This is a genomic window from Flavobacterium hercynium, assembly GCF_002217285.1.
GTDB classification, from domain to species: Bacteria; Bacteroidota; Bacteroidia; order Flavobacteriales; family Flavobacteriaceae; genus Flavobacterium; species Flavobacterium hercynium.
In genome coordinates, this window is the sequence record NZ_MUGW01000006.1 from 1 (window position 1) to 25216 (window position 25216).

A 25216-nucleotide genomic window follows, 5' to 3' on the forward strand; every position below is an offset into this window, starting at 1 on the left:
CTTTTTTTAGGACGAGACATATCATAAAAAAAGCTCCTGTTGGAGCTTTTTGTGTTTTAAACTATTAAATTCTTAGTATAAACTTGGGAATTTAGTTGGATTTACTTCATGCATCATGTCATAAACCTTTTCGAAGATATCCTCGGCAGAAGGTTTTGAGAAATAGTCACCATCGGTTCCGTAAGCAGGTCGGTGTGCTTTTGCAGCCAATGTTTGCGGTTTACTGTCTAAGTGTTTGTAAGCGTCTTGTTCTTCAAGAATTTGTTGCATGATATAAGCCGAAGCTCCACCTGGAACATCCTCATCAATTACCAAAAGACGGTTTGTTTTAGCGATACTTTTCACAATATCCTTGCTCACGTCAAACGGAAGTAAAGATTGAATATCAATAACTTCACAGTCAATTCCTAATTCTAATAATTCAGCAGCAGCTTGCTCTACCAATCTCAAAGTAGATCCGTAGGAAACTAATGTAATATCTGAACCTTCTTTTAGTGTTTCTACCACACCAATTGGTGTTTTGAACTCACCAAAATTCAAAGGTGTTTTTTCTTTTAATCTGTATCCGTTTAGACATTCAATAACCAATGCAGGTTCGTCGCATTCCAAAAGCGTGTTGTAGAAACCAGCAGCCTGAGTCATGTTTCTTGGTACCAAAACGTGAATTCCACGAATAGCATTAATGATCATTCCCATAGGAGAACCAGAATGCCAGATACCTTCTAATCGGTGTCCGCGTGTTCTAATAATCAGCGGTGCTTTTTGTTTACCAACCGTTCTGTATTGTAACGTAGCCAAATCATCACTCATGATCTGAATAGCATACAATAAATAATCTAAATATTGAATTTCAGCAATTGGTCGTAAACCTCTCAAAGCCATACCAATTCCTTGTCCCAGAATCGTAGCTTCACGAATACCAACATCGGCAACACGAAGTTCTCCGTATTTCTCCTGCATGCCTTCTAGACCTTGATTTACGTCACCAATGTTTCCTACATCTTCTCCAAAAATCAATGTTTCAGGATATTTTGTAAATAAAGCATCAAAGTTATCACGCAAAATCATTCTGCCATCTAAATCAGCTTTTGCATTATCAGCATACTGCGGAAGTACTTTTTCTACTGAAAATACATTTTTGTCTGAATCAGAATATAAATGACTACTGAATTTTGGTTGCGTTGCAGCAATGTAATTCGTAATCCAGTTCGACAAAAGCGTCTTACTGTTTGGAACTTCAATAAAGCGCAATATCTTTCTGGCCATTACCAGTATTTCCTTTTTTAAAGGCGATTTGATAGCGCTTAATTCCGTAATATGTTTTTGAATTTTTTCTTTATGATTAATGCTTGCAGCACTAATTTGCTCTAATAAAGCCAAAAGTTCTTTTTGATCTTCGATAATTGGATTGATAAAAGAGTTCCAAGCCTCTTTTTTAGCTTCCTGCACCTCTTTTTTAAGTTCAGCATCAATTTCTGCCAATTCTTCCGGTGATGCAATATTAATAGCAATCATCCATAAACGCATCTGACGAATACAATCAAAATCTCTTTCCCAGGCTAATCTTTCAGCATTTTTGTAACGTTCGTGTGAACCTGAAGTCGAGTGTCCTTGTGGTTGAGTAAGTTCATTTACATGAATTAAAACCGGTACATGCTCTGTGCGTGCAATTGCCGCTGCTCTTTCGTAAGTAGAAACCAGCTCAGCATAATCCCATCCTTTTACTCTAAAAATGTCATAACCGTTAGCATCTTCATCGCGTTGGTATCCTTTTAGAATCTCAGAAATATTTTCTTTAGTTGTTTGGTGTTTCGCGTGAACAGATATTCCGTATTCATCATCCCAAACACTCATAATCATCGGTACTTGCAGTACTCCGGCAGCATTTATAGTCTCAAAAAATAAACCTTCAGATGTACTAGCATTTCCTATTGTTCCCCAGGCAATTTCGTTTCCGTTTACAGAAAATTTGTCTTTGATTTTAATCCCGTCAACGTTTCTGTAAATTTTAGAAGCCTGAGCCAATCCCAATAATCTTGGCATTTGTCCTGCAGTAGGAGAGATATCAGCGCTGGAATTCTTTTGTTTTGTTAAGTCTTTCCATGATCCGTCTTCGTTTAAACTGTGCGTTACAAAATGTCCGCCCATTTGTCTTCCCGCAGACATTGGATCGTATTCTAAATCAGTATGGCCGTATAAACCAGCAAAGAATTGTTTTGCTGTTAATTCGCCAATTGCCATCATAAAAGTTTGATCACGGTAGTAACCAGAACGAAAGTCTCCGTTTTTAAACGCTTTTGCCATTGCAAGTTGTGGTACTTCTTTTCCGTCACCAAAAATTCCAAATTTGGCTTTCCCTGTCAATACTTCCTTACGTCCTAAAAGACTACATTCACGACTAGTTACGGCTATTCTATAGTCGTTTAGTACTTCAGTTTTGAAATCTTCGAATGTTAATGTGGTATTGTTTTTTTCTGTAATCATAATCTGGAATGGGTCATGTTATGGGGCAAAATTACTTAAAAAGTATCAATAATCATAATTCATTAAAATAAATATAATTTAATTATCTATAAGTAAATTGCTAAAACTACGTATTTTATTTATTGAATATTTAAACTTTTTCTAATTTTTGTATAAATAATTCATGTTTTTGTTTAAAATTTATTCAATTAAAGCCATTTTCGGGTGAAAAGAGTAAGTAATGTTCTTGGGGATAAAGTAATCACAAATCGTAGTTTTTCGTTATATTTATTTTGAGTAATTTCCCAACCGTTATTAGAATAAACAGGAAAGTAAAGCTCAAAGTAGTCTGGAACTAAGTTTAGCCTGATTCCGCTATCGTAAGCAAAATGTTCTGCTTTATGTTTGTTTTTTAAGAAACCTGCATCTCCATAAACCTCAATCCAGTTCCAGATAGAATAACTCACATTTAAGGTCGTCATCCATTGGTTAGCGTAGGAAGGTTCAATTTGCGATTTAAAACCACCTTCTGCCATAACAAACTGCTGACTAAAAAAACCTGTGTTTTCCGATCTTCCGTAAAAATTATAATCAAACATATAATCAGTAGGACGATCAAGACCAAAACTAAAATAATCTGAATTTGTTTTATTGTATAGAAAAGTTCCTGCGTACAAACGTAAATTTAACCTGCGATTATCATCAAACATTCTTCTGTATTCAATTTCGCTTGCGACTTTTCCAAAACCACTCGAAAATTGGACATCTTCCATAATATTAAAGTGATTTACCAATTCTGTCTTAGTATTGGCATAACGCAAATTAAAAACAGAGTAATTCGGTTTAGAATTATCAGTAATATATTTACTCTCTTCACGATTTACAATTATCTGACGCATCGTGATCAATTGCTTTCGATTATCCCTAAAGTTTTCTTCCCGAATTCTAAGCTGAATCATAGGATTTAAACGCAAATAAGTAGCATCCGGTGCATAATGAAAATAATTTTGACTTATAGAATAGCGTACGTTATAAAGTCTGCTGTCGCGGTAGTAGTGATTTACAGAAAAGGCAGAAGAACCTGATAGCGCACCAGCTTTCGTAGAGTAAGCAGGATTAATATCGAAAATAAACGGCTTGTCAAGTATTGTCTTATTATGAAAACGTATCCCTGGCGTAAAACCGTCATATAGATTATACGTTAGCGTCGGCATATATAAAATCTGATTGTAATACGGATCTTCTAAATCTTTCGCAAATGTAAATTTGATTGGCTTATTCGTTATCGCAAAACTTTTCAAAGATTTCCAGTTGTTTCTCTGATTAAACTCCGGAACCTCATTGTCATAGTTTAAAACAATTTTATCCGCACTCTCTCTCGGAAAGACATAAACAGAATCTTCCTTTTTTGGTTCAATCCATTTTTTAAAAACGACTTCATTCTTTTTAATACCAAAAACCGGAATGGGAGCATATACATTGGTTCTGTTTCGAACAGAAAATTGTACGCTGTCTTTAGTTTTCGAAACGTTCGAGAATTTATAATCGATAATGTCGCGGGTATCAATTATGGTTGAAAAGAACCAGTCGATATTTTTGTTGGTGTTTTGCTTTACTATTTTTTCAAAATCAGATTGGTCAGATTCCTGTTTTGTATTGAGTGTATAAAATTCCTGAATGCTTTTATTAAGCGCGTTATTGCTTAAATAGCTGTCTAAATAATTAAAACTTAATCCGGAACGGTATTTATTAGCAATCTGTTCATTAAACTTTATCAAAGTATTTTTTGGATCTCCTAAAGGCTGATCCAGATTTTTTCGAGCCATTAGCATATAATAATAGCTGTATTGCTCATTAAAAGTTAAATTGGTAATATTAAAGCTTTTAAGGATTTTTATATTCGCAAGACCACCCAGCATCTTTTGTTTCGGATGGTTTTCTTCGATAAATTTCATCATCGCATAGATCTGAATTCCATCATAAATCCAATTGTCTTTTCTTGGGTCTAAACGCAGACTATTCTTTAAGTAATTATTCAGATACGTTTTCAGAAAAGTAATTTCAAACATAAACTCCTCCGTAAACGGACTAATAAACGAGGGTAGCTGATTCAAACCATAAAAAGGATTACGATCGTAATCGGCCTGTGAAACAGTGATTTTCTGATGTGGATATTTTCCAATAAAATCATTTGCAAAATCCACAACTCTATTAATAATAAGAGCCTTTTGGATTTCATCGAGTTTTTTGTTTTTTAAATTAGAAAGTATTTCAGTCGATCCATTTTCATACGTCACGAAACTATTTTGTCTTTCAACAAACAAATTAAAATCGGTTCTGTTATTTCCGGAAAGCGAAATAACATTAAACTGTTCATTAGAAAAATCTTTCGAAACTGTATTAAGGTCGCTTGTAATCCAGTAATTAGCAGGGATTTTTAAACTGATTTCGAAGTCAGAAGCCGCGTTAGCAATATCATCTAAATTGAAGTTATTGTATCTTAAAAAAGCATGATTGTCATAGCGGGCAGGAGTCAGGAACCAGTTTTTAAGATTCATTCCGCCGTTTTGATCAAAGCCGTAATGCGTAAATTTTTCACTCGGAATTTTGGCAATATAAGTTACCTGCAAATTAATTTTTTCATTCGGAGCCAGTTTGCGTTTTAGCTTTACAACAATCAAATCAGGATTTTCAACAGTTCGTTCCCATTCAAAATCCACATAATCACTATCCGTCATAGTTAATATTGTTGTACTTCCTCTTTCATCGGCATTCGCCAGGTGAAATCCTCTATAAAACTCATCCGAAAAACGTTTTGCCAAAGGTGTATTTTTTTCAGAAAAAGCATTGTTCCAATCATTCAGAACAATTGTTGTAAGAGAATCAGGAGTATTATTGTAAAACGTAATATCCTGCAGAATATGCAAAGTTTTAAGTTCCACATTTACCGCCACCTCCATCTTAGAATGGTGTTGCGCGTATTGTCTTGCAGTATTTAATAAAACAAAAACAAAGAAAATAATTTTATAAATTGATTTCAAATGATGGCTTAAAAGTTAAAGTATGTCTTAAATTACGTACGAAATATTAGTTTAATTGTCTTGCAAAAATACTACAAAAAAAGCTGTTTAAATAAACAGCTTTAATTTTATTGCAATACTTCGTCTAATTTAACTTTAAAATGACATGATTTCAAATAATTACAGAATTCAGTGCATCATTTTTATTGATTACTTAATATTAGAAATTCGGACTCAAATCGTACTTCTTGTAGAATTTATCCAAAGCTTCAACTACTTCATCTTCAGTATCTACGATTTTAAATAAGTTTAAATCGTCAGGGCTTACTGTTTTCATTTTTTCAACAAGAACCGTTTTTACCCAGTCAATTAATCCGGACCAGAATTCAACACCCACTAAAATAATAGGGAATTTTCCAATTTTTTTAGTCTGAATCAAAGTAATCGCTTCAAACATTTCGTCAAGCGTTCCAAAACCTCCAGGCATAACCACAAAACCTTGCGAATATTTTACGAACATTACTTTTCTAACAAAAAAGTAATCAAAATTCAGGTTCTTGTCATGGTCGATATACGGGTTAAAGTGTTGTTCAAAAGGCAATTCGATGTTTAATCCAACCGAAATTCCGCCACCTAAATGAGCACCTTTATTTCCAGCTTCCATGATTCCGGGACCACCACCAGTAATTACGCCATATCCGGCTTTACTAATTTTAAAAGCGATTTTTTCAGCCAGTAAATAGTATTTATCATCTGGTTTTGTTCTCGCAGAACCAAAAATAGAAACACAAGGACCAATACGTCCCATACTTTCATATCCATTAACAAACTCTGCCATGATTTTAAAAATTGCCCAGCTGTCATTGGTTCTAATTTCATTCCATGTTTTTTGTTTTAAACTATCCTGAATTACTTTGTCTTCGTCATTGTCAAAATCTTCTAATCTCATTGTTTTTGGTATTATAATTTATATTTTTTAATTTTTCTTCTGTATTTTTAATCAGGAGCTTATCCTGCTGTCCGCTATATCTTTTGTGGCGAACCCCGCCACAAAAGGATGCCGCTCCCATCAGGGCTAGGACACTTGTTTGCAATAGACCTTCTGTTTTAATCCTTACTCGTGTAAGGTTAAAATTAGTGACTTTGACAAAAAGGGCGTACTAAATTAAGCCTTTTTTTGTCAATTGTAACAAAAACCGATATTTATTAATCTATTTGTAACACTTAATTTTGCTTTACTTCCTGTTGATGATTCGCTATCAGTTGATTAACTTTTTTCAATTGAAAATCATAATTAATTGGTTTGTAAAACTAATTAACCCTTTATTTGTAGATTGCTCAATAGCTTTCTGTTTTACCCAGATATTTTTAAGGTTCGGCAGTAGATCTTTGTCAGAAAGTAAAAAGCTTAGAACTTTAAAATTTTCAAAAAAAAACGAACAATATGCTAAAAGTGCTGTTTAAATATTATTGCGATGTCAATTTTTTCAACCTTATTTATACGCTTTTAGTAGGTGTACTTTTTCTCAAATTTTATTACGTACCTATTGTTTTTGCAAGTTTCGGAACATTTTTAGGTGTTTTAAGTTATCAGTATTTTTACAGCAATCAATACTACTTTTATTATAACCTCGGACTTACCAAAAGGAGATTAAATACATTTGTTTTTATTTTGAATTTTCTGGTTTCGCTTCTCATTTTCATCATTTTTATCTGTTTCAAATAGTATGAGTATATTAGAAATTAAGAATGTAAATAAGTCATTCAAAAATAGACACATCCTGAAAAATATTTCATTAGAAATTGAAACAGGTCAGACAACGGTAATCTTTGGAAGAAACGGAAGCGGAAAATCAACACTTCTAAAATTGATCTACGGAACACTACAAGCAGATAGCATTGATTTAAAAATAAATCAAACACCAATAAAAAGCAATAATGTTATTCTGGATAAAAGAATTGGTTATTTACCCCAACATACTTTTTTACCTAAAAATCTTAAAGTTTCAGAAATAATTGCAATGTATTTCAAAGACGGAGAACAACAAGATAAATTGTTTTATGCGCCTAGAATTAATGCAATACAAAATCGAAAAATAAGTCAATTATCACTAGGTGAAAGACGATACTTTGAAATACTTTTGTTAGGAAATCTAAATCATGAATTTCTTTTACTGGACGAACCTTTCTCGATGGTAGAGCCTATATACATCGAAATAATAAAAGAGTTTTTAAACAATCTAAACGCAACAAAAGGAATAATCCTGACAGATCATTATTACGAAGATGCGATACAAGTCTCTAACAACATATTTCTAATCAAAGACGGAAACAAAATTGAAATCAACAAAAGAGAAGATCTTATAGCACATGGTTACATAAAATGCTAGAAAAATAGATCTTTAAAGTTTTATCCTAACAGGTTTTCAAAACCTGTTAGGTATCATCTATCTTAAGAAAACTTATTATCGGTATTTTGATTTCCAGTTTAAAAGAGAAACACTTTGTTTTTTATCCTAACAGGTTTTCAAAACCTGTTAGGTATCTATCTTAAGAAAACTTATTTATTTCAATCAAAAATAGGAAACAATTGATTTTGTAGTTATTCCAGTTCCTTTTTCAAAAATTTAGCCGTATAACTTTTTTTGCTTTTTGCTACTTCTTCAGGAGTACCTTTAGCAATCAATTGTCCGCCGCCTTTTCCACCTTCCGGACCAATATCTATAATATAGTCAGCAAGTTTTATCACGTCCATATTGTGTTCGATTACTAGAATCGTATTTCCTTTGTCTACCAATTTATTGATAACTTCCATTAAAACACGAATGTCCTCAAAATGTAATCCTGTAGTTGGTTCATCTAGAATATAAAACGTATTTCCGGTATCTTTTTTAGACAATTCTCCAGCCAGCTTTATACGTTGCGCTTCACCACCCGAAAGTGTTGTACTTTGCTGCCCAAGAGTAATATAGCCTAAACCAACATCCTGAATGGTTTTTACTTTACGGTAAATCTTCGGAATGTTTTCAAAAAACGGAACCGCTTCATCAACCGTCATATTTAGTACATCTGAAATAGACTTTCCTTTGTATCTAATTTCCAGCGTTTCTCTATTAAAACGTTTTCCCTGACACGTTTCGCACTCTACATATACATCAGGCAAAAAGTTCATTTCTATCGTTCTCACACCAGATCCTTCGCAGGTTTCGCAACGTCCACCTTTTACGTTAAAACTAAAACGTCCTGCTTTATATCCTCGAATCATACTTTCAGAAGTCATGGTAAACAAGTTTCTGATTTCTGTAAAAACTTCTGTATACGTCGCTGGATTCGAACGAGGTGTTCTTCCAATCGGACTTTGGTCAATATCAATAACTTTATCGATATGTTCCAGACCTTCAATTTTTTTATAAGGCTGCGGTTTTTTTACACCGTTAAAATAGTAAGCGTTCAAAATAGGATAAAGGGTTTCGTTGATCAAAGTCGATTTACCACTTCCTGAAACTCCTGTAACACATATTAATTGCCCTAGTGGAATTTCGATTGAGACATTCTTCAAGTTGTTTCCCGTTGCTCCGGTAAGTTTTAAAAACTTTCCATTTCCTTTACGACGCTCCTTCGGAATTTCCAATTTCATCGTACCGTTCAGGTATTGAGCCGTAATCGTATTCGATTTCAAAGTTTCCGCCGGAGTACCAATACTAATGATTTCGCCACCATATTTTCCTGCTTTAGGACCAATATCTATAACGTAATCCGCAGTTTCGATCATATCTTTATCATGCTCAACCACAATAACAGAGTTTCCAATGTCACGTAATTGTTCTAAAGATTTAATTAGTTTTTCGTTGTCTCTTTGGTGCAAACCAATACTTGGTTCATCCAAAATGTACAAAACACCAACCAATTGCGAACCAATTTGAGTAGCCAGACGAATACGTTGAGCCTCACCACCAGAAAGTGATTTAGAGCTTCGGCTTAAAGCCAAATAATTCAAACCTACATTCATTAGGAAGTTCAAACGGTCTTTGATTTCTTTCACTACTTCAGAGGCAATCAAAAGTTGTTTGTCTGATAAGCGGCTGTTTAAATCCTGAAACCAAATCGTTAAATCGGAGATATCCATATCACACAATTCCACGATATTCTTTTCATTGATTTTAAAGAACAAAGCTTCCTTTTTTAATCGGGAACCTTCGCAAACAGGACAATTTACTTCGTCCATAAAATCTTTTGCCCAACGTTTTATCGTTGTCGATGCGCTTTCGTCATATTGATTTTTGATGAAATGTGATATTCCTTCAAAATCTATTTTATAATCGCGCGTAACGCCTAAATCTTTTGAGTTTATAGTAAATTTATCTTTTCCACCATGTAAAATCATATTCATGGCTTCCTCCGGAATTTTCTCTATAGCATCAGTTATTTTGAAGCCAAATTTTTCTCCAATTACTTCCAGCTGTTTAAAAATCCAGGATGATTTATATTCGCCAAGCGGAGCAAAACCACCAGCTTTTATTGATAACTTAGGGTTCGGAATAATTTTTTTGACATTAATTTCGTGTACCGTTCCCAATCCGTTACAATGCGGACAAGCTCCTTTCGGAGAGTTAAACGAAAATAAATTAGGTTCGGGATTCTGATATGAAATTCCTGTTGTCGGACACATCAGGTTTCTACTAAAGTAACGGACTTCGTTAGTGTCCTGATCTAAAATCATAAGCACATTTTCACCATGATGCATAGCGGTGTTAATGCTTTCTGATAATCGCTTTTTGTTGTCTTCAGTATCCTCAATTAGCATTCTGTCAACAACGATTTCGATATCGTGCGTTTTATAACGATCTAATTTCATTCCTGAAACCAAATCCTGAACTTCTCCATTTACACGAACTTTAAGGAAACCTTGTTTCGTTATTTGTTGGAATAATTCGGCATAATGTCCCTTTCTGGCTCTAATGATCGGAGCAAGAATGTTGATACGTTTTCCTTCAAAATCCTTAATAATCAAATCTTTAATTTGATCGTCAGAATACGAAACCATCTTTTCACCTGTGTTGTAACTGTATGCATCAGCACCACGAGCATAAAGAAGTCTCAGGAAGTCGTATATTTCAGTAATTGTTCCAACGGTTGAACGCGGACTTTTGCTGGTTGTTTTTTGTTCGATTGCAATTACAGGCGAAAGTCCATCAATTTTGTCTACATCAGGACGTTCCAGACCGCCAAGAAACTGTCTGGCATAAGCCGAAAATGTTTCTACATAACGACGTTGCCCTTCAGCATAAATGGTGTCAAATGCCAAAGAAGATTTCCCCGAACCAGATAAACCGGTAATAACAACCAGTTTTTCACGCGGAATAGAAATGTCTATATTTTTTAGATTATGAACTCTTGCACCAAGAACTTCAATAGTATTGTCTTTTTCTAACATAAATTTGAGCAAAAAGCAAAGTTACCACTTTGATTTATTCTTTTTGTACTCGATTGCAAAACTTTATGTTACAAATAGTAACAAAAAACGCTAACCTGAGTTAGCGTTTTCTTTTTCTTGTTGCCATGTATTCTTCGATAGCTTCTTTGGTAGTATACCAGTTTCGGCCTTCTTTGTAGGCATCTATTTTTCCTGTTCTGGCGAGTAAACTAACATATTCCTGACCGTATGGAGCTTGAGGCTCGCTAACTATATCAGAAATTGTCTGGTAGTCATAGTTGTTTCCAGGCATTGAACTTAAGTAAATATTGAGCGTTCGCTCTAAAGCCTGACACATCAAAAGGGTAAGCTTTTGATAATTGCCATTATTAGCCTGATTGAGCGCTTCATAATATTTTTTTCTATCATTTTTTAAGATAATAGCAGGAGGGAAGCCACAACGCATTAATAACAAATTCATGCTCAAACGTACCGTACGACCATTTCCATCGAAGAAAGGATGAATCCAGACTAATTTATGATGGTAAATTGTGGCCAGCTCAATATCGTTTAAGCCTAGCGGATTTGTATTAATGAAATCTATTAATTCATCAAGATAATCTGAAACTTTATTCGCATTTGGCGGCATAAAATTAGCACCCGAAATACGAACACCACCATTGCGTAAGCGTCCTGCAAAATCATCTTCGATAGATCGTAAAACCAATCCATGAATGGATAAAATATCGATACTTCGAAGTTTGTATTCATCATCTACAATTGAATATAGATAGTCAATAGCTTTATCGTGATTATGAGTTTCGAAATGTTCGCGAAGTGATTTTCCTTTTATGGTGATACCTTCCTGAATTACCATTTGGGTTTCACGCAAACTAAGGGTGTTTCCTTCTATACTATTAGAATTGTATGTCCATTCGAGAGATAAGCTTTCACGAATTTTGTGCAAAGCGATGTTAGGTAATGGCCTGCTATTTTGCAAATCAAGCCTTTTTTGGTACAATCGATCAAAAGTCGATTGAAATTCTTCTTTGTATGTTAAGTCTATATTCCACATAATAGACAAAAGTACTTCTTAATATCGGTTAATGCAAATTTTAATCTATCCGATATTAAGCTTTACTCAATTGTCATTTAAATCCTCACTTTTATTATTTTAGTATAAAAGAAATTTGGTTTTATTTAGAACTAATATTGTTCTCCTCTAGAATTTTATTAAATAATTCTTCTTTTCCGTCTTGCTTCATTTGTTTATAAAGCATTTGCATTATTTTTTCTGCGTCTGTACGATAGGGAGATTTTTGTGCAGTGTAAATATTATAAGCTTTGCACATGTTGTCTAATGCTTTTTTATAGTCATTTAGATGAAAAGCATACATCTGTCCAATTCCATAAAAAACTTCAGGATTATTATCTTGTAAATAATAATATGCTAAGTAGAATTTTTTTCATTTTACGCAGTTTTGTTAGTTTGCGTAAAAGTAAAAAAATTATTCAATTGTCATGGAACGCAATTTGGTTCTGTAAGCTTCTAGTGCTATTGATTTAGAAATAAATCCGAAATATTTTTCGCTTTTTAGAACGGGTAGAAATGCTGATTTTGATTTTTCAAATTTACTCATTACAATTTCCATACTATCATTTGATAAAATAGTTACTGGGGGCGTTTTCATTACATCTTTTATTAAAGTGTATTTAACGCGGTAAGAGTTAAAAATTATTTCGCGAATATCATTAAAGTGCACTACACCAACTAAATCTTTATCATCATTGACAACAGCAAAAACTACCTGATTTGAATGTGAAATAAGATCGACTAATTTGGTTAGGTGTTCATCCGGATGAACCGTCAAATAATCACATTGAATGATGGCATCGATATCAAGTGTCGATAAGATATTAGAATCTTTATTGCTTGTAAAAACATGTCCTTTTTTTACTAATCCTTTTACATCAAGTGAATATTTCTCAAAACGTTTAGAGATAGCAAAGCTAATTGAAGAAACAATCATAAGCGGAATCATTAAACCATATCCTCCGGTTATCTCTGCAATTAAGAAGATTGCAGTAAGCGGTGCATGAAACAAACCACTCAAAATACCTGCCATTCCCACCATAGTAAAGTTACTGATTGGTAACTGAGATAATCCTGTTAAACTAACTAATTTAGAGAAAAAATAACCCAGATAAGAACCAAGAAATAAGGAAGGTGCAAAGTTACCACCATTTCCTCCGCTTCCAAGAGTTAATCCCGAAGCAAATACTTTTACCATCATGGTGCATCCTATAAAAAGAAGGAGTGCCCATTGATTGTTTCTGAAATCCGCAAATAAGGTGTTGTCCATTAATTGCCCCGGATCATTTTCTGATAAGGTTTTAATGGTTTCATAACCTTCACCAAAAAGAGTAGGAAAAACAAAAATAAGTAAAGCTAATAAAGAAGAACCAATAAGTGCTTTTCGATAAGGTCCAATTTCCATTTTGGCAAAGTAATGTTCTACTTTTTGAAATTTCCGCGCATAATAAACGGCCATAAAACCAGTAAGTACACCCAGAAGAACATAAAAAGGAATATTGTGATAGTTGAAAGTTTGTTGTTGTTTGAAAGATAGTAAAATGCTTTCATCTAATACTATGGCAGAAACCAATGCGCCGGTTGCAGCAGAAATCATAATAGGAGTAAAGGCAGCAATGCTGACATCGACCAATAAAACTTCAATTGCAAAAAGAACTCCGGCAATTGGTGCGTTGAAGGCTGCAGAAATTCCTGCAGCCACCCCGCAACCTATTAGTAATGTTCTGTCTTTATAAGCTAATTTATAATTTTGGGCGTAATTCGATCCAAATGCGGCACCTGTTATTACAATTGGACTTTCCAGACCCGCAGATCCTCCTAAACCAACGGTTAAGGAACTTGTCACAATTTGGGCATACATTTGTTTTCTCGGAATTATACTTGCTTTTTTTGCAACAGCATATAAAATTTGAGAAGTCCCTTTTTGAATAGTTCCGTTTAAAACTTTTTTGACTACAAAAACGGTTAGTAAAATACCCACGATTGGTAAAATACTATTAATGAAACTTAATTTTAAAATTCCGTTAATGTAAGTAGCAAAAGAGAAAACACTATGTGCAAATATCTTTAAGACAATTACAGCAAAAGCACAAGAAATACCAACAAGTACACTAGATAAAAAAATGAACTGTTTTGGAGTCAGTATAGATTGTGAGAGCGCGATAACGCTTTCTAGTTTTCTGAAAAGTTTTTTTAACATTATCTCATTAAAAAGTTATGGAAACACAAATTTAAGCGATAACATTTGAAACTGAATAATAATTTAAGGTAAATGTATAAAAAATTAAAAACCAACTGCTTTGTCATCACCTCTAAAATCAGCGCCACCTTCAAGTGAATTGTCAGGCAGTACTAAGATACAGTCTAATTTACCAATAACAGGAGCATTTTTTTCGTTAATCAAATATCCTTTTGCTCTAAGCTTATCTATCGTAGCATTTTCAAAAGCACCTGGTTCGAAATTGATGATATCCGGAAGCCATTGGTGGTGAAATCTAGGTGCATCTACCGCTTGCTGCATCGTAAATTTATATTCGTAAACATTTAAAATTGCCTGTAAAACACTCGTAATAATAGTTGATCCACCTGGTGTTCCTACCACCATAAATAATTTGCCGTTCTTTTCTACAATAGTTGGTGTCATAGAACTAAGCATGCGTTTTTGTGGTGCAATACTATTAGCTTCATTTCCTACCAGTCCAAACATATTTGGTGATCCCGGTTTTGCACTAAAATCATCCATTTCGTTGTTTAGGAAGAAACCTAGTTCCTGACAGTAATATTTAGAACCGTAACCATCGTTAATAGTTGTTGTAGCGGCAACCGCGTTTCCGAATTGGTCAACAATAGAATAGTGTGTTGTTTCCGTACTTTCATTGTAGTTTACTTTTCCTTCTTTGATTTCAGAAGATAAGCTGGCTTTATCAGTATTAAAAGTTGCCATTCTGTCTTTTAAGTACGTATCAGAAAGCAATCCTTTAATTGGAATTTTTACAAAATCAGGGTCTCCTAAAAATTGGCTTCTGTCCGCATAAGCCCTTCTTTCAGCTTCAACAATAACCTGGATAGACTCAACAGTATTGTGTCCCATTTTAGCCAAATCGTAAGGAGCAATCATTTTCATGATTTGAGCAAGACAAATTCCACCACTGCTTGGAGGAGACATTGAGGTAATTTTTAAATCTTTATAATTAAACTGAAGCGGAGTTCTCCATTTTGCTTCGTATTTTGCTAAATCTTTAAGGGTAATAATTCCTCCATTTTTTTGAAGATACTTTACTAATATTTTAGCCGTTTCTCCTTTGTAAAATTCATCTCTTCCGTTTTTTGAAATACGCTTTAACGTTTTGGCTAATTCAGGGTATTTGATCGTGTCGTTTTCTTTAAAGTGCGTTGCTAAAGGCGTATTCGGACCATTAATTTTCACGATAGAAGGACGATAAACATCGATGTTTTTTTCTTGTTTTTTAGTTACGATTACGCCTTTTTCTGCTAATGCAATGACAGGTTTTAAAATTTCAGACATAGGAAGCGATCCTAACTTTTTGTGCACAGCAAAAACGCCCGCAACAGTTCCGGGAACTCCAATCGCTAAAGCTGTTTCTGTACTTTTTCCTTTGATTACATTTCCATCTTTATCCAGATACATATCTTTTGTAGCTGCTAAAGGCGCTTTTTCACGGTAATCAAGTGATCCAACTTCTCCATTTGCTTTTCTGTAGACCATAAATCCGCCGCCACCAATATTTCCTGCAAAAGGAAAAGCTACAGCGAGGGCTAATTCTGTCCCGACCATGGCATCAAATGCATTTCCCCCTCTTGCCATAATATCTGCACCAATTTTTGAAGCTTCTGCACGCGCAGAAACTACCATTGCTTTTGATGCGGTAATTCCCCTAGTATTACTAATTTGCTGCGCAGAGCAGCTTACATAAATAAAGGCAAATAAAAGTGTAATTTTTTTCATAATAATAGTAATTTTTGGGTTGCATGTTGTCTTAAATCTTCAAAGAACAACGTAAACTCCTGCTCAAACTCAAAGTAATATTCTCTCAATTCTTCTGCTGCGAATTGCATTTTCGAGGTGTTTTTAGACCTTCGATCCATTTGTGTGAGAATTTGATGAATACCTTCTACAGTCTGATAACTTGAAAGCCAGTTTCGCTCAATCATGTAAGGCATTAGTCCTTGTGTTTTCTCTGTCAGAATACTATAGTTTTCATGTAATGATTTGTAAAATCTATTAATGAAATCGTCAAGATTTTCATCAGAGTATTTTGACCAGTTTTTAGCTAAAAAATGGTCATAAAAAATATCGACTATTACGCCTGAATAATGGTGGTATCGTTGGTGTAATCGCTTTGTACTTTGTCTGAAGATATCGTGCGAATCAGTATAAGTGTCTATAAAGCGATGTAAAATTATTCCTTTTCTCACTTCTTCCGGAAAATGTTCTAATTGTTTCCCGCGAATGCCGTCGGCCATAAAATTGCCGATTTTAATTAAATCATTGTTTCCGGAAAGGTAGATATGAGCTAAGAAATTCATTACATTTTTGAGTTACTAAGGTTCTAAAGTATCTTGAACACTAAGTTTATTCTTGTAAATATACTAAAAACTTTTGCAAATTCACTGATTCGGTTAAATATGTCTTATTTTACTATGTTGAAATCTTATACGTAAGAATTTAAGTAACCCGCCAAGTTTATTTATATTTGTAATTGGTAACTAAACATAATATAATGACTTTAATAAAATCGATATCGGGAATCCGAGGAACAATTGGTGGAAAAGTGGGAGATAATCTTACTCCTGTAGATGCTGTAAAATTTGCATCGGCGTACGGAACTTTTCTTAAAAATAATACTAAAAAAGAAAAACTAACAGTTGTAATAGGTCGTGATGCCAGAATTTCAGGCCCTATGATTCACAACCTTGTTGTTAATACTTTGATAGGCTTAGGGATTAATGTAATCGATCTTGGTCTTTCTACAACTCCAACAGTAGAAATTGCTGTTCCTCTTGAAAAAGCGGATGGAGGTATCATTCTAACAGCTTCTCATAATCCAAAACAATGGAATGCATTAAAACTTTTAAATGCAAAAGGTGAATTTTTGAGTGGAGAAGAAGGTGCGAAAATTTTAGATATTGCAGAAGCAGAAGCTTTTGATTTCTCTGATGTAGATAATTTAGGAGAAATTACTTTAAATGATGCTTATATGGATATTCATATCGACGAGGTTTTAAATTTACCTCTTGTTGATGTTGAAGCTGTAAAAGCAGCAAAATTCAAAGTAGTTGTAGACGGAGTAAATTCTTCGGGAGGAATTATTATTCCAAAATTATTAGAACAAATGGGCGTTGAAGTGGTAAAATTATACTGCGAACCAAACGGACATTTCCCTCATAATCCTGAACCATTAAAAGAGCACTTAACAGATATTTCTGAGCTGGTTGTAAAAGAAAAAGCGCACTTAGGTGTTGTAGTTGATCCGGATGTGGATCGTTTAGCTTTTATTAGCGAAGATGGTGAAATGTTTGGAGAGGAATATACTTTGGTAGCTTGTGCTGATTATGTATTGAGTAAAACTCCTGGAAATACTGTTTCGAATATGTCATCTTCTCGTGCATTACGCGATGTAACAGTTGGACATAAAGGTAATTACGAAGCCAGCGCGGTTGGTGAGGTAAACGTTGTAGCATTGATGAAAAAGAATAATGCTATTATTGGTGGTGAAGGAAATGGTGGAATTATCTATCCTGAATCGCATTATGGACGTGACAGCTTGGTTGGAGTAGCTTTATTTTTGACACATTTAGCAAATAAAAAAATGAGTGTTTCAGCTTTGAGAGCTTCTTACCCTGAATACTATATGAGCAAAAACAAAATTGAATTAACACCACAAATCGATGTTGATGCTATTTTGGTTGCCATGACCGATAAATACAAAAATGAAGATATTAGCACAATCGATGGTGTTAAAATTGATTTTGCTACAGAATGGGTACACTTAAGAAAATCAAATACAGAACCGATTATCCGAATTTATACAGAAGCTCCTTCTCAGGAAAAAGCAGATGTATTAGCTCTTCGAATTATAGACGAAATAAAAGCTATTGCGGGAATTTAATTTTCAAAGTAAGCATGTACAAAAACACCTCTTTCAAATTTGAAAGAGGTGTTTTTGTATAGACTTTATGGTTTCATTTTTTATGTATCCAGAAGTAATTAACCGAGAAATTGCAAGTAATTTTTTTTTACAAATATTAAAGTAAAAATGAATAACGTACGATTGTACTCACTTATCTTGTAGAATTATTATCTTTACAATTCACATTAAATATTTTTTATGAATCCCATTTTGATTGGAATTATAGTGGCAAATGCCCTGATAAGTTACAAAGGTTTTAATGATTTTTCTTTCTTTCGAAAATACGAATTTCACGTAGGAAGTATTCGTTCCGGAGAGCAGATCAGGATGTTATCATCAGGTTTTTTACATGCAGATATGATGCATCTAATCTTTAATATGATGACACTTTATTTTTTTGCTCCTGGTGTCATTCAGGCGTTGGGAACGTTCTCCTTTGTTTTGGTATACTTTGGAAGTTTAATTTTTGGAAGCTTGCTGACAATGCTGTTCCATAAAAATGATTACAGTTATCGTGCAGTAGGTGCTTCTGGTGCGGTAACAGGCGTTTTGTATTCGGCTATTTTATTGCAGCCCAATATGATGTTGGGAATCTTTTTTGTTATTCCAATTCCGGCTTATCTTTTTGGAATCTTATATTTATTATATTCCATTTACGGAATGAGAGCTAAAAATGACAATATTGGGCACACAGCTCACTTTGGAGGTGCTGTTGGCGGCTATCTGATTACGCTTATAAAAGTGCCTTCTTTATTTGTAGATGAACCTTTGATGGTAATCTTACTTACAATTCCAATTGTAGTACTCTTTGGATTGGCAAAAGCCGGAAAATTGTAATGTGGCACAACTTTTGAAATAACCTTATCAACGATTGTAATTAAAAAAATAAATAACTTAAATAAAACAAAAATGAAAAAACTAGTATTATTTTTAACAATTATCTTTATGACTATGTCTTACGGCCAGGAAATAAAACAAATTCCTCAAATTAATGTAAATGGGGAAGGAAAAGTAAAAGTAGCACCTGATCAGGTTTGTATTTCGGCTACAGTTGAAACAAAAGGAACTAATGTTAAAGAGGTTAAAAAACAAAATGACGAAAAAATAGATGCTGTTTTGAAATTCATCAAAAAAATGAATATTCCAACCGCAGATTTTAAAACAAAACAAGTTGCACTAAATCCTCAATACGATTACGACAAAAAGAAAACAAATTACAATGCTACACAAACAATAGAGATTGTTTTAAAAGATTTGACAAAATACGATGAAGTGATGGAAGGTTTAGTTCAACAAGGAATCAACCGTTTGGACAGAGTTACTTTTGAATCGTCTAAAATTAAACAATACGAAACTGAAGCTAGAAAATTAGCGATTAAAGATGCTAAAGCAAAAGCGGAAGATTATGTTTCTGTTTTAGGGCAAAAAGTAGGTAAAGCAATCACGATTTCTGATAACACACAAGTGTATCACCCACAACCAATGTATGCTACAATGAGAATGAAAGAATCTTCAGATGCAATGGGAGCTTCAAACGAAACACTTGCTATTGGAGAAATTGATATTACAGCAAATGTAAGTGTTAGCTTTATTTTAGATTAAGCTTCGAAATAAAAATATAGATTTTAAAAAACTCGAATTCTTTAGAATTTGAGTTTTTTTTTGTTTTAAAATGAAGAGAATAAGGCATCTTCATTTTTTAGTTTTTTACAGATCCAAAACTTTTTTAAATTACTTCATGAGATACTTTAAAAAGCATTTTGGATCTTTTTTTATGTGTAAATTTTAGTTGTTTAGATATTATTTTTTTTCATTTTTGATTTCGGTTTACAAAAAATCTTACATGATAGTATTTTGTGAATATTTATTATGTGCTTGTTTTTCAGATGTTTGAAGTTTTAATTAACATTTTTTTTGCAAAAAGTTTAATTAAAATTTTGGAGTTCGTATTTTTAATATACTTTTGTTCTACCGAATTAGTAGAATTTAAAAGTAATCAAATACAAATAGAATTGAAGACTATCCTAAATATATCATTTTTATATATGCGGCAATCAATGTGCACCTTTGGCCATTGTTGTTGTAACTGTTAAAAATTCTTCAATTTCTAATCCAAACCAACTTTTTAGTAATGACTAAACCTGACTTTTCGGGTAGTAGTGTTATGAAATCTCAGTTCAAAATAGTAGTAATTCAAAAAAAAATAAATATGAAAAAACGAATGTGTTGCAGATAAAAAAACATTTCTGCAAAGAACAGAAATGGTAAAGCTTAAAGAAATTGTACATCTCTGTAAGGGAAACGAGAGTAGCGTAAAACAAACCTTTTCAGTTCACCTTATTTATTAAACTAAAAAAAGTAATGAAAAAAAAATTAGAAAGATATACATGGTTATGCATTTTATTGATTGCCATAGGGGTTAATGCCCAGGAAACCCAACCTTTAATACAATCTAAACTAACCGGAACCGTAGTCGATGCTGTTACAAAAGAACCTGTTATCGGCGCTTCAGTAAATATTAAAGGAACTACACACGGTGTAATAACAGATTTTGATGGAAAGTTTTACTTTCAAACCGGACAAAAATTCCCTTATACACTTGCAGTTACTTTTATGGGATATAAAAGAACCGAAGTTGTTGTTAACGGAAATTCAGTTGTTGTAGAACTTCAGGAAGATCAGACCAATTTATCTGAAGTAGTTGTTACAGCACTTGGTATTTCTAAAGAAAAGAAATCTTTAGGATATACTATCCAGTCACTTAAAAGCAAAGACTTAGAAAATACAAAAGAAACGAATCTTGTAAATAACCTTGCCGGTAAAGTGGCGGGTGTGCGTATTACCAATTCTCAGGGTGATATGGGATCATCTCGTATCGTAATTCGTGGGGAAACTTCTATTGCAGGAAATAACCAGCCATTATTTGTGGTAGATGGTGTTCCGGTAGATAACTCACAGTTAGGAAGTGTTGGAGGGGCAACACGTGACTTTAGAAATGCAATTGCAGATTTGAATCCACAAGATATAGAGTCATTAAGCGTTCTTAAAGGACCTAATGCAGCGGCTCTCTACGGATCACGTGCTGCGCATGGAGTTGTTCTTATCACAACAAAATCAGGAAGAAATCAAAAAGGATTAGGAATCAGCGTAAGTTCTGGTATTACAGTATCTCAGGTTGCTACTTTACCTAAATTTCAAGATTCTTATGGACAAGGATCAAACGGAAGATTTAGTTTTGTTGACGGTAAAGGTGGCGGAATTAATGATGGAGTTGATGAAAGCTGGGGTCCAAAAATGGACGGAAGACTTATTCCTCAATTTTATTCAAATGGAGAAGCAGTACCTTTTGTAGCTAATCCCGATAACGTAAAAGACTTTTTTAATACAGGTCTTACTTTTGATAATAACGTTTCTGTTGCCAAATCAGATGAGAAATCAGATTTTCGTCTAGGAGTTGGTAATCAAAAACAAACAGGAGTAGTGCCAAATAGTGAAATAAATAAAACAAACTTTAGTATTAACTCTAACTATCAAATAAACAAAAGTATAAAAGTGGGAGTAACAGGTAATTACATTGTTACAAATTCTCCAACTTTGCCTGGAGGTCCATCTGGTAACCGTGCTGCGGGTGTAATGCTTCAGTTTCTTTGGTTCGGACGTCAGGTAGATATCAACAAACTTAGAAATAACAGAGACGTAAACTGGAATAACAGTTACTATAGTAATCCATACTGGAATGCTTATTACAATACTACAAGCCAACAACGTAACCGTTTAATTGGAGATATCCACTTAGAAGCTAAAATTATTGACGGACTTGATTTTAAATTTCGTACAGGAGTTGATTACTACAATGATCGTAGAAAGTACACTATTAAATATGGCACAAACGGAACACCTTTTGGATCTTATGCGGAAGATGCATACACTGTAAACGAACAAAATACAGAAGGTATTTTACATTATAATAAAAAACTTAATGATGATTTTAGTTTAGATGCTCTTGGAGGTTTCAACATCCGTAACCGTAGCGATGCAAACAACTACCAAAAAGCATTACGTTTGGCAGTACCTGATTTGTATACATTAACAAATTCACGTGATCCATTGACTTCGTCTAATGCATTGTCAAGATTAAGAGTATACAGTGCTTATGCTTCGGCTCAGTTTGGTTATAAAAATTATGCGTTTTTAAACCTTACAGCACGTAATGACTGGTCATCAACATTACCAAGTAACAACCGTTCTTATTTCTATCCTTCTGTTAATGCAAGTGTTGTATTATCTGATGCTTTGAATATAAAAAGCAATACGCTTGATTATTTAAAAGTACGTGGAGGATGGTCTGAAGTAGGTAACGATGCTGATCCGTATCAATTGTCTACAGTTTATAATTTCCAGGCTGCATTCGACGGAAATCCAATTCAGACTTCTTCACAAAAGAAACTTAATGAGAACCTGAAACCGGAAACGACACGTTCTACTGAATTAGGTCTTGAAGCTTCTTTCTGGAAAAACAGATTACATTTTGATGCAGCGTATTATGATACGAACAGTTTTGATCAGATTTTAGAAATCAAAACAACAGCTTCAAGTGGTTACAACTCGCAATTAATTAATGCAGGTAAAATCAACAACCGCGGAGTAGAGGTTCAATTAGACGGAAGCCCTGTTAGAACTGAAAATTTCTCATGGAACGTAGGTTTGAACTATTCTAAAAACATAAGTAAAGTTGAGGTTTTGGATTACGATAAAAAAATCAAAAACTATACAATTGGTTCTTCAGGAGGTGTTGAAGTATTAGCATCTGTTGGGCAAGCTTATGGAGCACTTTACGGAACAGCTTATTTACGTGATACAAATGGAAATATTGTAGTAGGAGCAAACGGATTACCAAGAGCTGACCCGGATAAAAAAGTATTAGGACATTTTACACCTGATTTTATTGGAGGTATTACAAATACATTAAGTTACAAAAATCTTGAGTTTTCATTCCTTATTGATGCAAGTGTAGGTGGAGAAATTTTCTCAGGAACAAACAGAACAGGTACTTACACAGGAGTTTTAGCAGAAACGCTTTATGGTCGTGATCCGGAAAACGGAGGATTGAATTACTATTATCCAGGTAATAATACTGCAAATTCCAGAACATTATTGCCAGGTGGAGGCGCTCCAAACGGAGAAACAGTTTATGGAGATGGTGTTATTTTTAATGGAGTATTTGCTGATGGAACTCCAAATAATAAAGTAATTAGTGCACAGGAATATCACAAATCAGGATACAATATTAGCGAAGCTTATATTTACAGTTCAACTTTTGTAAAGCTAAGAGAAGTAAGACTTACTTATAATGTAGATAAGAAACTAGCTAAGAAATTAGGATTTGACGGAGCAAGCATTACTGCTGCAAGCCGTAACTTGTTCTTTATTTACAGAGATGTACCAAATATCGATCCTGAAGCAGCTTTCAATACTGGAAATGCACAGGGGATAGAGAGTTTATCTTTGCCAACGACAAGAAATTTCAGTCTTAATGTTAATCTTAAATTTTAAAAACACGCGATCATGCTAAAAAAAATATCATATATAACTTTATTTGCGTTGTTGCTGGGATCTTGCAGTGATAAACTGGATGAAATCAATAAAAATCCAAATGCAACGGAAACACCTTTGGCACCTTACCTGTTAACAGGAACGCTAAAGCAGGGAGCCGACCTTTATTGGGGAGCTGATAATAACTTTAACTCGTCTCTTTTATTTGTACAACATTGGGCAAAAATCCAATATACAGAGCCAGACCGATTTGATGTATCGAATACGACTTTTACTTCTTTGTGGAATAACGGTTATTATACTTTAGTTACAGATTTAAATACTATTATAAATTTTCCTGAACAACAGGCAAATTCAAATTACAAAGGAATTGCACTTACTTTGCGTTCATGGACATTCTTATTACTGACAGATGCTTACGGAAGCATTCCTTATAAAGAAGCGGGTCAGAAAATAACACCGGCATACGACACTCAGGAAGTGGTTTACACAGGATTATTGGAAGATTTAAAACAAGCTCAGTCTTTATTAGCGACAACAAACGGTACTGTAACTGGTGATTTGGTTTATAAAGGAGATGTTTTGAAATGGAAAAAACTGGTAAATTCACTTCGTTTACGTATTGCGTTAAGAATTTCAGACAAGAAACCTGATTTAGCAAAACAAGCAGCGATTGAAGCTACAAGTGATGCAGGAGGATTAATTAGTGCTAATACGGATAACTTTCAGTTTATCTATACTAGTTCGCCTCAACAAAATCCGGCAGCTGCCTGGTTCGAAACTCGTGATGATTTCCGTATTTCAAAAACATTGGTTGATAAGCTAAAAGCATTTTCAGATCCACGTTTACCTGTTTACGCTCAGTTACCTTCTGACGCAACTGTGGGTACTTATGTTGGAGGCGGTAACGGATTATCTAACAGTGCTGCCAATGATCAGGGATTTGCTAAAACATCAAAACCAGGCACTTATTTCCTAACATCGGCAACTCCGGCAGTTTTTGCAACTTTTGCTGAAGTACAATTCAATCTTGCTGAGGCAGTTGCGCGTGGTTTCATTGCAGGTGATGCAGAACAGCTTTATAAAGGTGCAATCACGGCTTCGTTGAATCAATTCGGAATTACCAATGCAGCTACAGTAGCTACTTATTTAAGCCAGCCAAGTATTCAATACAATCCGGCAAATTATGCTGAATCTATAGGTACTCAAAAATGGATTGCATTTTATGGTCAGGGTCTTGATGCTTTTACAGAGTGGAGAAGACTTGATTATCCAGTACTTACAGCTGGTCCTAATGCGCTTCTTGACGGACAGATTCCTTCTCGTTTCTTTTATCCGGGTACAGAGCAATCGCTAAACGGAGATAGTTATCAGGCTGCAGTTGGAGCTCAGGGAAAAGATTTACTGACTACAAAATTATGGTTTGATGTGAAATAAGTTGAATTCCTAAAAAAGAATAAACTTTTAGCCCCAACTTTCAAAAATAAAGCCCTGCATCAATATGAACATGCCCCAAAAAGTT

Annotated in this window: 14 protein-coding genes; 6 read left to right on the plus strand and 8 right to left on the minus strand. The window is 34.1% G+C overall.

Annotated features, from left to right (window positions below; translation table 11 throughout):
* Positions 1–72 precede the first annotated feature (72 nt).
* The 3 genes from B0A66_RS02815 to B0A66_RS02825 all read right to left on the minus strand — a co-directional run bounded on the left by B0A66_RS02815 (position 73) and on the right by B0A66_RS02825 (position 6432).
* Positions 73–2484, minus strand: a complete 2412-nt coding sequence (locus B0A66_RS02815; RefSeq protein ID WP_089048333.1) for an alpha-ketoacid dehydrogenase subunit alpha/beta — start codon at positions 2482–2484, stop codon at positions 73–75.
* A gap of 188 nt (positions 2485–2672) precedes the next feature.
* Positions 2673–5423: a gluzincin family metallopeptidase gene (locus tag B0A66_RS02820; protein ID WP_089048349.1), complete on the minus strand. Its 2751-nt coding sequence runs from the start codon at positions 5421–5423 to the stop codon at positions 2673–2675.
* 280 nt (positions 5424–5703) lie between these two features.
* Positions 5704–6432, minus strand: a complete 729-nt coding sequence (locus tag B0A66_RS02825) for an LOG family protein (RefSeq protein ID WP_089048334.1) — start codon at positions 6430–6432, stop codon at positions 5704–5706.
* 778 nt (positions 6433–7210) lie between these two features.
* On the opposite strand from B0A66_RS02825, the gene B0A66_RS02840 reads away from it, so the two are divergent.
* Positions 7211–7873 carry an ATP-binding cassette domain-containing protein gene (locus B0A66_RS02840; protein WP_089048337.1) on the plus strand — a complete coding sequence of 221 codons (663 nt, stop codon included), beginning with the start codon at positions 7211–7213 and terminating at the stop codon, positions 7871–7873.
* 212 nt (positions 7874–8085) lie between these two features.
* Here B0A66_RS02840 and uvrA read toward each other — a convergent pair whose 3' ends face one another.
* The 5 genes from uvrA to B0A66_RS02870 form a co-directional block, all read right to left on the minus strand.
* The gene (gene uvrA, locus B0A66_RS02845; protein WP_089048338.1) at positions 8086–10917 is read right to left on the minus strand and encodes an excinuclease ABC subunit UvrA; all 2832 of its coding nucleotides are present in this window, start codon (positions 10915–10917) and stop codon (positions 8086–8088) included.
* Between the two features lie 100 nt (positions 10918–11017).
* Positions 11018–11971, minus strand: a complete 954-nt coding sequence (locus B0A66_RS02850; protein WP_089048339.1) for a Fic family protein — start codon at positions 11969–11971, stop codon at positions 11018–11020.
* Between the two features lie 433 nt (positions 11972–12404).
* Positions 12405–14189 (minus strand): chloride channel protein, encoded by a 1785-nt coding sequence (locus B0A66_RS02860; RefSeq protein ID WP_089048341.1) that lies wholly within the window; start codon positions 14187–14189, stop codon positions 12405–12407.
* A gap of 84 nt (positions 14190–14273) precedes the next feature.
* The gene (gene ggt / locus B0A66_RS02865) at positions 14274–15956 is read right to left on the minus strand and encodes a gamma-glutamyltransferase (protein WP_089048342.1); all 1683 of its coding nucleotides are present in this window, start codon (positions 15954–15956) and stop codon (positions 14274–14276) included.
* Positions 15953–16537 (minus strand): acyl carrier protein phosphodiesterase, encoded by a 585-nt coding sequence (locus B0A66_RS02870; RefSeq protein WP_089048343.1) that lies wholly within the window; start codon positions 16535–16537, stop codon positions 15953–15955. The genes ggt and B0A66_RS02870 overlap by 4 nt, the downstream gene beginning before the upstream one ends.
* Positions 16538–16731: 194 nt before the next feature.
* Between B0A66_RS02870 and glmM the strand changes: the two genes are divergently transcribed.
* The 5 genes from glmM (at position 16732) to B0A66_RS02895 (ending at position 25131) form a co-directional block, all read left to right on the plus strand.
* Positions 16732–18120, plus strand: coding sequence for a phosphoglucosamine mutase (gene glmM / locus B0A66_RS02875; protein ID WP_089048344.1), 1389 nt, complete (start codon positions 16732–16734; stop codon positions 18118–18120).
* Between the two features lie 219 nt (positions 18121–18339).
* On the plus strand, positions 18340–18978 hold the full coding sequence (locus tag B0A66_RS02880) for a rhomboid family intramembrane serine protease (protein WP_089048345.1): 639 nt from the start codon (positions 18340–18342) through the stop codon (positions 18976–18978).
* Between the two features lie 72 nt (positions 18979–19050).
* Entirely contained in the window at positions 19051–19743 is a 693-nt protein-coding gene (locus tag B0A66_RS02885) for an SIMPL domain-containing protein (protein WP_089048346.1), read from the plus strand.
* Positions 19744–20502: 759 nt separating this feature from the next.
* On the plus strand, positions 20503–23694 hold the full coding sequence (locus B0A66_RS02890; RefSeq protein WP_089048347.1) for a SusC/RagA family TonB-linked outer membrane protein: 3192 nt from the start codon (positions 20503–20505) through the stop codon (positions 23692–23694).
* A gap of 12 nt (positions 23695–23706) precedes the next feature.
* A complete protein-coding gene (locus B0A66_RS02895) occupies positions 23707–25131 on the plus strand; it encodes a SusD/RagB family nutrient-binding outer membrane lipoprotein (RefSeq protein WP_089048348.1) in 1425 nt (474 codons plus the stop codon).
* The last annotated feature ends 85 nt before the right edge of the window (positions 25132–25216 follow it).